Here is a 10,483-nt window from a genome sequence, read left to right as displayed (position 1 = left end):
CCCAGGAGGGCACGGACCGGGTCCGGATCAGCGGGGCCCGGGGAGAGCCCGCACCACCGGTGGTGGCGGTGGTGGCCATGACCAGGGGGCCCGGGCGGCCGCGTCGGGTCGCCCGCCCGCTGGCTCAGGCGGACGCCGAACACACCGTCGTTCTTCCGGGCGGGAAGCGGGTCGCGGTGCCCGTCCCGGTGGAGACCGCGGACATCGGGCCCGGTGAGCTGCCCACTGCCTGGTCACGGGGTTCCGTTCCCGGCGGGGAGCCCGTGACGTCCGTTCTGGGTTCCGTCGCGAGCGTGCGTCGTGGTGTGGTCGGCCGCGGGGTGAACATCGCGGTGTGGACCTGGGACGACTCCGCGTTCGCCTGGCTGGCCGGAGAGCTCACGATCGACCGCTTTCGAGAACTCCTGCCCGCGCTCGAGGGCATGGAGACCCGCCGCTACCTGCTGCCCAACCTCCGGGCCGTCAACCTCGTGGCCCGCCCCCCACGCGGTGTGCCGCTCGAGAGCGGGCTCGGGGCGGACCTCGCCTCCGTGCGACTGTCGATCCCCGGCGAACTCCTCGAGTTCGGACCATGAGCCGCGCCGCGAGTCGTGGACAGGCGGAAAGGGAGCGAACGTAGGACAGACCGCGGCTCCCCGGCTGCCTAGCGTCGGAGGAGACCGTCCACCGTCCGGGCCCCCGGGCGCACGTCCCGTGCGGTCGTCCCGAGGAGTCCGCATGACACGTTCGATCATCACCAGAGTCCCACTCATCGCCGTCAGCTCGTTGATGGCCGCGGCTGTGGTCGCGGTCGGGGCGCCGGTCGCCACCGCCCAGACCGGGTCCCCCTCCAGTGCCGAACTCAGCAGCGAGCTCGGGGACGCCGCCGGGAGTGTGCAGGAGTTGGAGGCCATCATCGAGGGGATGAACCCGGGTGCCCGGGGAGCGCTGGACAACGGGTCCCTGGCCAATCTCAACGAACTGATCGCGAACATCCGCAGTGGAGAGATCCTCGATGTGTTCCGGGTGGTGCAGGGGATCCCCGGGGGTTCGCAGGACATCATGACCCTCGCGGAGAGGGCCTCGCGTGGTGAAGTGGGGTGGGATCGGGTCCTCGCGGCGACCCAGGTGGTCCTGGCTCCGGTCACGCCGTGCAACACCTTCACCAATTCCGGGCGGCAGGGCATCTTCACCAACAGGCATGAGATCGGCCGCAGCGGCGGCGGCCGGGTACTGCTGCGGTTGGAGACCTATTACGTGCCCGACTTCGTCGAGGTGGCCTATGACGGAACCGTGCTGTGGACCACCCCGGGCTACGTGGGAACCAACGGAGACTGGCACGTGTGGATCGACGTGCCCCCCGGTGTGTCGACATCGATGACGGTGAAGGTCGACGCCCCCCGGAACGGCACCGAGTGGAACTACACCCTGGGTTGCCCGCTGTGACCCCCCGCGACGGCGGGTGAGGTGATCCTCCCGGACCGCACCGCGAGAACGCCGTGCCGAAAAGCAAGCAAGCATGCTTGCTTTATTCGAGGCTCGGTGGGAGTCTGATGCCATGCAGACGAACATCCGGCCCTCGGCGACTGAGGACCCGCACGCGGTCCTGGCCGCGCTCAGCGCCCGACTAGACGACCTCGTCGAGACCGCCGGTCCCGACGTCTGGCACCTGGACACCCCGGCCGTGGGCTGGGACGTGGGCATGCAGATCGCGCATCTGGCCTGGACCGACGAGGTCTCGGTCACCGCCATCACCGATCCGGACGACTTCCAGGGTGTGGTGGAGACGGCCATGGCCGATCCGACCGGTTTCGTGGACGCCGGTGCCGCCGAGATCGCCGCCACCGGCCGCGACGAGGTGCTCGCCCGGTGGCGCCTGGCCCGGGGAGAACTCGCGGACGCGCTCAAGGCCGCCGATCCGGGCGACCAGGTCCCGTGGTTCGGACCGCCGATGCGGCCGAAGTCCATGACGACCGCCCGGATCATGGAGACCTGGGCACACGGCATCGACGTCGCCGACGCCGTCGGGATCCCGCTCGACTCCGACCCGGCCTTCATCGCGGCGCTGCCCCACGTGGCCCGTCTGGGGTTCAAGACCCGCGGCTTCGCGTATCTGATGAACGGACTCGAGGCCCCGTCCTCGGAGGTCCACCTCGCGCTCACCCTGCCCGACGGCACCGTCCTCGAGTTCGGCCCGGCCGACGCCGAGCAGCGAGTCACCGGACCGGTGCTCGACTTCTGCCTGCTGGTCACCCAGCGCGTCCACCGCGCCGACACCGCCCTCGAGGCGGTCGGCGAGGACGCGGAGGAGTGGCTGCGGATCGCCCAGGCCTTCGCGGGCCTGCCCGGCGGCGGCCGCGAGGAGGGGGCGCGGGCATGACCGGGAGGAACCTCGCCGCGCCGCTGCGCGTGGGAAACATGTCCGGCTTCTACGGTGACCGCATCTCCGCGATGCGCGAGATGCTCGAGGGGGGCGAACTCGACGTCCTCACCGGCGACTACCTCGCCGAACTCACCATGCTCATCCTGGGCCGCGACCGGATGAAGAACGCGGACCTCGGGTACGCCAAGACCTTTCTGCGGCAGCTCGAGGACTGTCTCGGGCTGGCGCTGGAGAAGAACGTCAGGATCGTCGCGAACGCGGGCGGTCTCAACCCCGCCGGCCTGGCCGGCGCGGTCGTCGAGCTCGGATCGCGGCTGGGGCTGTCCCCGCGGGTCGCGCACGTCGAGGGCGACGACCTGATCGACCGGGTCTCGGAACTCGACATCCCGGCCGATGCCGGCTTCCCGGTCACCGCCAACGCCTACCTCGGGGGCTTCGGGATCGCCCGCTGTCTGGACGCCGGTGCCGACATCGTCGTCACCGGTCGCGTCACCGACGCCTCGGTCATCGTCGGTCCGGCGATCAGCCACTTCGGGTGGACCCGGACGGACCTCGACGCCCTCGCCGGCGCCACCGTCGCGGGGCACGTGATCGAGTGCGGGACCCAGGCCACGGGCGGCAACTACGCCTTCTTCAACCGCGGTGAGATCGCCGACCCCGTCACCCCCGGTTTCCCCATCGCCGAGATCGCCTCCGACGGCACCTCCGTCATCACCAAGCACGCCGGGACCGGGGGCGCGGTGACGGTCGGGACCGTCACCTCCCAACTCCTCTACGAGGTCACCGGGGCGCGCTACGGCGGGCCCGACGTCGTCACCCGCCTGGACACCGCTCGCCTCGAGCAGGAGGGCCCCGACCGCGTCCGCATCTCCGGGGTGCGCGGCGAGACCGCCCCGACCACCACCAAGGTGTCGGTGACGTGCCTCGGTGGCTTCCGCAACGAGGTCACGTTCCTGCTCACCGGGCTGGACATCGAGGACAAGGCCGCACTGGTCGAGCGCCAGATCCTGGCCGGCCTCGCCACCCGTCCGGCGGAGATCGACTTCCGCCTCAGCCGCACGGACCACGCGGACGCCGACACCCAGGCCGCGGCGACCGCACTGCTGACCGTCGTCGCCTGGGACCCGGACTCCGACGTGGTGGGCCGGGCGTTCTCCGACGCCGCGGTGGCCATGATCCTGGCGAGCTACCCGGGTGCCACGCCGAGCGCGCCCCCCGGTCGCGGCGGCCCGTACGGCGTGTACGTCCCCGCCTACCTCGACCAGGAGAAGGTGCCGCACGTCGCGGTGCTCCCCGACGGAACCCGGGTGGACATCGCGCCTCCGGAACACACGGAGGAGATGGGCGACGGTCACGCCTCCGACGGCCTCGACGCCGAGGGTGCATCGCTGTCCCCGTCCTCCCGGTCGACGGCGTCCACCACGCGCAGACCCCTGGGGGACGTGCTCGGCGCCCGCTCGGGAGACAAGGGCGGGACCGCCAACATCGGTCTGTGGGCCGGAGACGCGGCGGCCTACCGCTGGATGCGCGAGACCCTCACCGTCGACGAGCTGCGTCGCCTGCTCCCGGAGACCGCCGACCTCCCGGTCGAGAGATACGAACTTCCCCGGATCAATGCCGTGAACTTCGTCATCGACGGACTGCTCGGCAAGGGCGTCGCCCACGGCTACCGCTGGGACCCCCAGGCCAAGGGACTCGCCGAGTGGCTCCGCTCCCGCGTCATCGACGTGCCCGACGACATCACCGCCCCCGTACCCGCCGCCCCCGTACCCGCCGCCACGGCACCCGCCGAGCCGGCACCCGCAGAGGAGAACGCGTGACCATCCCGCCGTACGTACCGGGGGATCCCTGGTATTCCGAGGAGAGTCGCGCCCTGCGCGAGACCACGACCCGTTTCGCCGAGCGCGAGATCCTGCCCCACCAGGACGAGTGGGAGGCCGCGGGCGCGTTGCCCCGCGAGCTGCACACGAAGGCGGGCCGACTGGGCCTGCTCGGTGTCTCGTTCCCCGAGGAGGTCGGGGGCGGGGGTGGCGACATGCGTGACTCCCTGATCGTCTGCGAGGCACTCCACGAGGCCGGCGTCGCCGGCGGCGTGTTCGCCTCGCTGTTCACCTGCGGGATCGCCACCCCCCACCTGGCCCAGTCCGGCCGACCCGACCAGATCGAGCGCTGGGTCAGGCCCACGCTCGCCGGCGAGTTGATCGGCTCCCTGGCCATCACCGAACCCGGCGGCGGTTCCGACGTCGGACGCCTCACCACCACCGCCCGCCGGGACGGCGACCACTACGTCGTCAACGGCGCCAAGACGTACATCACCTCCGGTACCCGCGCCGACTTCGTGGTGACCGCCGTGCGCACCGGCGGTGACGACCTGAAGGGAGCGGCGGGCGTCAGCCTGCTCGTCATCCCCACCGACACCCCCGGTTTCCACCGCTCCGCCCCGCTGGAGAAGCTGGGCTGGCGTGCCTCGGACACCGCCGAGCTGACCTTCACCGACTGCCGGGTGCCGGTGGAGAACCTCGTCGGCGCCGAGCACGACGGGTTCGCCCAGATCGCCATCGGCTTCGTGGGCGAACGCGCGGCGCTGGCCGCCCAGGGGTACTCCCACGCCCAGCGATGCCTCGACCTCACCCTGGACTGGGTGCGGGAACGTGAGACCTTCGGCCGCCCCCTGCTCTCCCGGCAGGCCGTGCAGAACACCGTCACCGAGATGGCCCGCCGTATCGACGTCGCCCGCACCTACACCCACCGGTGCGTGGACCTGGCCGCGGCGGGGCACGACGCGATCGCCGAGGTCTGCTTTGCCAAGAACACCGCCGTGGAGTGCGCGGAGTGGGTCGCCAACCAAGCACTCCAGCTCTTCGGAGGTCTCGGCTACATGGCCGAGTCCGAGGTGAGCCGCCAGTACCGCGATGTCCGCCTCCTGGGCATCGGCGGAGGCACCACCGAGATCCTCACCACCCTCGCCGGACGACGTTTGGGGTACACCGCATGACCATCCTGCGTTCCACGCTCGACACCACCAGCGCCGAGTTCGGTGCCGCCAAGGCCGCGATGGAGGACAAACTCACCCAGCTCACCGCCGATCTCGAACCCGCGCTCGCCGGCGGCGGCGAGCGCAAGGTCGCCCGCCACCGCGAGCGCGGCAAGTTCACCGCCCGGGAACGGATCGACATGGTCCTCGACCGCGAGTCGCCCTTCCTCGAGCTGTGCGCTCTCGCCGCGTGGGGCTCGGACTTCCAGACCGGCGCCTCCGTGGTGGCCGGGATCGGCGTGGTCGAGGGCGTGGAGTGCCTGGTCATCGCGAACGACCCCACGGTCAAGGGCGGTACGTCCAACCCGTGGACGCTGCGCAAGATCCTCCGCCTCAACGACGTGGCCATGAAGAACCGGCTCCCGGTGATCAGCCTCGTCGAATCCGGTGGCGCCGACCTACCCACGCAGAAGGAGGTGTTCATCCCCGGAGGCGCGCTGTTCCGCGACCTCACGCGCCTGTCCAAGGCCGGCATCCCCACCATCGCCGTGGTCTACGGCAACTCCACCGCCGGCGGAGCGTACGTCCCGGGTATGAGCGACCACGTGGTCATGATCGAGGAGCGCTCGAAGGTGTTCCTCGCCGGACCCCCGCTGGTCAAGGCCGCCACCGGCGAGATCGCCGACGAGGAGACCCTCGGCGGTGCGGACATGCACGCCCGCGTCTCCGGCCTCGCCGACCACTACGCCCTCGACGAGGCCGATGCCGCACGCATCACGCGCGGCATCATCCGCCGGCTCAACTGGTCGAAGTCCGGTCGGGCCCCGCGCGCCGAGGTCATCGAGCCGCTCTACGGCGCCGAGGATCTCCTCGGCATCGTCCCGGAGGACCTCAAGATCCCCTTCGACCCGCGCGAGATCATCGCACGCATCGTGGACGGGTCCGACTTCGACGAGTTCAAACCGCTCTACGGGGCGAGCCTGGTCACCGGGTGGGCCGAGATCCACGGCTACCCGGTGGGCATCATCGCCAACGCGCGCGGCGTGCTGTTCAGTGCGGAGGCGCAGAAGGCCACGCAGTTCATCGAGCTGGCCAACCGCTACGACACCCCGTTGGTGTTCATGCACAACACCACCGGATACATGGTGGGCTCGGAGTACGAGCGCGGCGGCATCATCAAGCACGGCTCGATGATGATCAACGCGGTCTCCAATTCCGAGGTCCCGCACCTGTCGCTCATCACCGCCGCGTCGTACGGCGCGGGCCACTACGGCATGTGCGGCCGCGCCTTCGACCCCCGGTTCCTCTACACGTGGCCGAGCGCCAAGTCCGCCGTCATGGGCGGTCAGCAGCTCGCCGACGTGGTCACGTCCGTGGCCGCCGCCGCCTCGTCCGCCCGGGGCGAGGAAATGACCCAGGAGACGATCGACGGTCTCAAGACCATGATCGCCGACCAGATCGAGAAGGAGTCGTTGCCGGCATTCCTGTCCGGGATGCTCTACGACGACGGCATCATCGACCCCCGCGACACCCGGACCGTGCTGGGTCTCAGCCTGTCCGCGATCCACTCCGGAGAAGTCGCCGGAACCGACCGCTTCGGCGTCTTCCGGATGTGAGGAACACACCCATGCAGAATTCACCCACCCCAGCCCCGATCACCTCGGTCCTGGTCGCCAACCGCGGGGAGATCGCCCGCCGTGTCCACCGCACCGCCCGCGCCCTGGGCATGACCACGGTGGCGGTCTACTCGGACGCCGACTCGGGCGCCCCGCACACCCGCGAGGCCGACGCCGCGGTCCGTCTCCCCGGCAACACCCCCGGGGAGACCTACCTGCGAGGTGACCTGGTCATCGCCGCGGCCAGGGCCGCCGGAGCCGACGCGATCCACCCCGGGTACGGGTTCCTGTCCGAGAACGCCGGGTTCGCCCGCGAGGTGATCGACGCGGGGCTCACCTGGGTCGGCCCGCCGGTGGCCGCCATCGAGGCCATGGGCTCCAAGATCGAGGCCAAGAAGATGATGGGCGAGGCCGGAGTGCCCATGCTCGCCGACCTCGAGCCCGCCGACGTCACCGAGGACATGCTCCCGGTGCTGGTCAAGGCCTCCGCCGGTGGTGGCGGACGCGGTATGCGCGTGGTCCGCACCCTCGACTCGTTGCACGACGAGATCGCGGGCGCCCGGCGTGAGGCCAGGTCCGCCTTCGGCGACGACGCCGTGTTCTGTGAGCGGTACCTCGAGCGTGGCCGTCACATCGAGGTCCAGATCATGGCGGATTCGCACGGCACCGTCTGGGCGGTGGGCGAGCGCGAGTGCTCCATCCAACGCCGCCACCAGAAGGTGATCGAGGAGGCCCCGAGCCCGCTGGTCGAGCGGACCCCGGGGATGCGGGAGAAGTTGTACTCGGCGGCCCGCGACGCCGCGTCCGCGATCGGGTACACCGGCGCCGGCACGGTCGAGTTCCTGGCCACCGACGACGGCGAGTTCTTCTTCCTCGAGATGAACACCCGACTCCAGGTCGAGCACCCGGTCACCGAGGCCACGACCGGACTCGACCTGGTGGCGCTCCAGCTGGACGTGGCGGCGGGCCTTCCCCTGCCGTCCACCACACCCCCGGCCGCCCACGGCTGGTCGTTCGAGGCCCGCCTCTACGCCGAGGACCCGGCGAGCGACTACACGCCGGGTTCCGGAACCCTGTGGGCGCTCGACGTCCCCGGCGTCTGCTCGACCTTCGAGGGCCCGCACCGCCCGGGCATCCGGGTGGACAGCGGTGTCGAACCCGGGGCGGACGGCGCGGTGATCGGCGTGCACTACGACCCGATGCTGGCCAAGGTCATCTCCTACGGCCGTACCCGTTCCGAGGCCTGCGCCTCGCTCGCCGGCGCGCTGACGCGGGCGAAGATCCACGGCCTGACGACCAACCGCGCCCAGCTGGTCCGGGTCCTGCGCCACCCGGAGTTCATCGCCGGCAACCTGTCGACCGCGTTCCTCGACGATCACGGTGCGCAGGCGCTCGCCGCCCCGCTCGCCGACGACGAGGCCGTGGCGATCTCCGCGCTGGCCGCCGCGATCGTGTCCGGGACCGCCGACCACGCCGCCGGGCCGGTGGCGCTGGCGCAGGCGGGCTTCCGCAACGTCGGCCGCACGCTCCAGAGGCGGACCTACCGGTTCGGGGAGGACGAGCTGGAGGTGGCGTACATCCGCGACCGCTCCGGCGCCCACGCGGACGGCGATCTCGCCGAGGTCGTCCGCGTCGGACAGGTCCGCCCCGACGCGGTGGACCTCGAGGTCAGGGGAGTGCGCCACACCTTCTCCGTGGCCCGGTACGAGGTGGTGGGCTCCGACACCGTCGTGGAGGTGGACTCGCCACTCGGACCGGTCCCGCTCATCGAACCGCCCCGGTACTCCGATCCCGGCGCGGAGGTCGCCGCGGGTTCGCTGCTCGCCCCCATGCCGGGTGCGGTCATCCGGGTGGCCGTCTCCGTCGGGGACACCGTCACCGCCGGCCAGCCGCTGCTGTGGATGGAGGCCATGAAGATGGAACACACCATCTCCGCCGCCGTGGACGGCATCGTCACCGAGCTGCCCGTCGAGGTCGGCACCCAGGTCGAGACCGGCACCATCCTCGCCGTCGTCGCGGAACCCGACAGCACCGACGCCGACAGCACCGATCCCGCCAGCACCGACACCACCACCCCCCAGGAGTGACCACGATGACCGACATCTCTCAGATCCCCAACCCCGTCGTCGACACCGAGGAGCAGAAGCAACTCCGCAAGGTCGCCTTCGACCTGGGCTCGCGATACGGCATGGAGTACATGCGCGAGAAGTCCGACGCCGGCGAGACCACCGACGAGCTGTGGACCGAGGCGGGCAGGCTCGGACTGCTGGGGGTGAACCTGCCGGAGGAGTACGGCGGCGGCGGGGCCGGCATGACCGAGCTCGCGATGGTCGAGGAGGAGCTCTCCGCCGCGGGCGCCGGGCTGCTCATGATGGTGGTCTCGCCCGCCATCAACGGCACGATCATCTCCCGCTTCGGGACCGAGGAGCAGAAGAAGCGCTGGCTGCCCGGCCTGGCCTCGGGCGAGATCATCACCTCGTTCGCCATCACCGAGCCGGACGCCGGGTCCAACTCCCACGCCATCACCACCACCGCACGCCGGGACGGCTCGGACTTCCTGCTCAGCGGGCAGAAGACCTACATCTCGGGCGTCGACCAGGCCGACGCGATCCTCGTGGTGGCCCGACTCGAGGGCGCCGCGAGCGGCAAGCTCCAGCCGGCGCTGTTCATGGTGCCCACCGACGCCCCGGGACTCGAGCGCACCCACATCCCCACCGAGGTGCGCACGCCCGAGCGGCAGTTCCAGCTGTACTTCGACGACGTGCGGCTACCCGCGGACGCGCTGATCGGCGACGGCGACACCGCGCTGCTCATGCTCTTCGCGGGCCTCAACCCCGAGCGCATCATGGCCTCCGGGATGGCGATCGGTTCCGCCCGCTACGCGATGGACAAGGCCACGAAGTACGCGAACGAGCGCACCGTGTGGAAGACCCCGATCGGCGCCCACCAGGGGATCGCCCACCCCCTCGCCCAGTGCAAGATCGAGCTGGAGCTGGCCCGGCTGATGATGCGCAAGGCCGCCGCGCTCGTCGACGCCGGCCTGGACGACCTCGCCGGCGAGGCCGCCAACATGGCCAAGTACGCCTCCGGAGAGGTCTCCGCCCGCACCGTCGACCAGGCCATCCAGACCCTCGGCGGCAACGGCCTGTCGGTGGAGTACGGCCTCGCCGGCATGCTCGCCGCGTCGCGCCTGCCCCGCATCGCCCCGGTCAGCCGGGAGATGATCCTCAACTACGTGGCCCAGCACTCGCTCGGGCTGCCGAGGAGCTACTGAGGTGGCCGCGGCGGACGATCAGACCGTGGGTGTTCCGGTGCTGGTGCGCTACGAGGTCTCCGGGGGCGCCGCCCGCGTGACCCTCGACTCGCAGCACAACCGCAACGCCATCTCGAGCGCCCTGGTCGAGCAGCTGCACGCGGTGCTCGACCGGGCGGCCGCGGACGACGGTGCCCGCGTGGTGGTCCTCGGTCACGCCGGCGGGACCTTCTGCGCCGGTGCCGACCTCAGCGAGGCCTCCGCGGCCGGGGCCGACC

General features: G+C 71.2%; 8 protein-coding genes and 1 pseudogene. All 9 read left to right on the top strand.

Going from position 1 to position 10,483, the window contains the following annotated elements; all coding sequences use genetic code 11:
* Positions 1–575: pseudogene (locus G6017_RS01030) on the top strand (acyclic terpene utilization AtuA family protein); the annotation flags it as partial.
* A 142-nt stretch (positions 576–717) separates the two neighbouring features.
* The gene (locus tag G6017_RS01025; protein ID WP_182615479.1) at positions 718–1,425 is read left to right on the top strand and encodes a hypothetical protein; all 708 of its coding nucleotides are present in this window, start codon (positions 718–720) and stop codon (positions 1,423–1,425) included.
* A gap of 112 nt (positions 1,426–1,537) precedes the next feature.
* A complete protein-coding gene (locus G6017_RS01020; protein WP_182615478.1) occupies positions 1,538–2,359 on the top strand; it encodes a TIGR03084 family metal-binding protein in 822 nt (273 codons plus the stop codon).
* Positions 2,356–4,182: an acyclic terpene utilization AtuA family protein gene (locus tag G6017_RS01015; RefSeq protein WP_182615476.1), complete on the top strand. Its 1,827-nt coding sequence runs from the start codon at positions 2,356–2,358 to the stop codon at positions 4,180–4,182. Before G6017_RS01020 ends, G6017_RS01015 begins: the two co-directional genes overlap by 4 nt.
* A complete protein-coding gene (locus tag G6017_RS01010) occupies positions 4,179–5,357 on the top strand; it encodes an acyl-CoA dehydrogenase family protein (protein ID WP_182615474.1) in 1,179 nt (392 codons plus the stop codon). Before G6017_RS01015 ends, G6017_RS01010 begins: the two co-directional genes overlap by 4 nt.
* Positions 5,354–6,952 carry an acyl-CoA carboxylase subunit beta gene (locus G6017_RS01005; RefSeq protein ID WP_182615472.1) on the top strand — a complete coding sequence of 533 codons (1,599 nt, stop codon included), beginning with the start codon at positions 5,354–5,356 and terminating at the stop codon, positions 6,950–6,952. Before G6017_RS01010 ends, G6017_RS01005 begins: the two co-directional genes overlap by 4 nt.
* A gap of 11 nt (positions 6,953–6,963) precedes the next feature.
* Positions 6,964–9,039, top strand: a complete 2,076-nt coding sequence (locus G6017_RS01000) for an acetyl/propionyl/methylcrotonyl-CoA carboxylase subunit alpha (RefSeq protein ID WP_182615470.1) — start codon at positions 6,964–6,966, stop codon at positions 9,037–9,039.
* A gap of 5 nt (positions 9,040–9,044) precedes the next feature.
* On the top strand, positions 9,045–10,226 hold the full coding sequence (locus G6017_RS00995; protein ID WP_179525932.1) for an acyl-CoA dehydrogenase family protein: 1,182 nt from the start codon (positions 9,045–9,047) through the stop codon (positions 10,224–10,226).
* A gap of 1 nt (position 10,227) precedes the next feature.
* Positions 10,228–10,483, top strand: a 256-nt coding sequence (locus G6017_RS00990) for an enoyl-CoA hydratase-related protein (RefSeq protein ID WP_347237919.1), incomplete at its 3' end; no start/stop codon positions are given.

This window comes from Dietzia sp. B44, assembly GCF_014145245.1.
Lineage (GTDB): Bacteria > Actinomycetota > Actinomycetes > Mycobacteriales > Mycobacteriaceae > Dietzia > Dietzia natronolimnaea.
This window is presented reverse-complemented; position numbering and strand designations above follow the sequence as displayed.

Coding starts and splice junctions, on each gene's coding strand:
- G6017_RS01015 (WP_182615476.1), top strand. CDS start 2,356: ATGACCGGGAGGAACCTCGCCGCGCCGCTGCGCGTGGGAAACATGTCC.
- G6017_RS00995 (WP_179525932.1), top strand. CDS start 9,045: ATGACCGACATCTCTCAGATCCCCAACCCCGTCGTCGACACCGAGGAG.
- G6017_RS01005 (WP_182615472.1), top strand. CDS start 5,354: ATGACCATCCTGCGTTCCACGCTCGACACCACCAGCGCCGAGTTCGGT.
- G6017_RS01020 (WP_182615478.1), top strand. CDS start 1,538: ATGCAGACGAACATCCGGCCCTCGGCGACTGAGGACCCGCACGCGGTC.
- G6017_RS01025 (WP_182615479.1), top strand. CDS start 718: ATGACACGTTCGATCATCACCAGAGTCCCACTCATCGCCGTCAGCTCG.
- G6017_RS01000 (WP_182615470.1), top strand. CDS start 6,964: ATGCAGAATTCACCCACCCCAGCCCCGATCACCTCGGTCCTGGTCGCC.